Genomic DNA, 421 nt, shown 5'->3' with positions numbered 1-421 from the left:
ACGAAATCTCTATTGTGCAGCGCAGCCACCGCCAGTCTGCGGTTGCCGCCGCTGCTTACCAGAGCGGCGAAAAGCTGTTCTGTGAATATGACCAGGAAGTAAAACACTACCCGGAAAAGCGTGGTATCGTCCACAATGAAATCCTGCTCCCGGCAAACGCTCCCCTGGAGTACACAGACCGCAACACCCTCTGGAACGCTGCCGAAGCTGTTGAGAAGCAATGGAACTCCCAGCTTGCAAGGCGGTGGGTGCTTTCCATTCCCAGAGAGATACCGCCCGACCAGTACGCCGCCCTTGTACGGGATTTCTGCCGCCAGCAGTTTGTTTCCAAAGGAATGTGCGTGGATTTTGCCATCCATGACAAAGGGGACGGAAACCCACACGCCCATGTCATGCTGACCATGCGGGCAATGGATGAGCG

General features: G+C 56.1%; 1 protein-coding gene. It reads left to right on the top strand.

From position 1 onward, the window contains the following. A partial coding sequence (locus NE664_14520; GenBank protein ID MCQ4727849.1) for a MobA/MobL family protein occupies positions 1–421 on the top strand: 421 nt, incomplete at both ends.

It is taken from the genome of Anaerotignum faecicola (genome assembly GCA_024460105.1).
In the GTDB taxonomy this organism is placed as follows: Bacteria; Bacillota; Clostridia; order Lachnospirales; family Anaerotignaceae; genus JANFXS01.
This window is presented reverse-complemented; position numbering and strand designations above follow the sequence as displayed.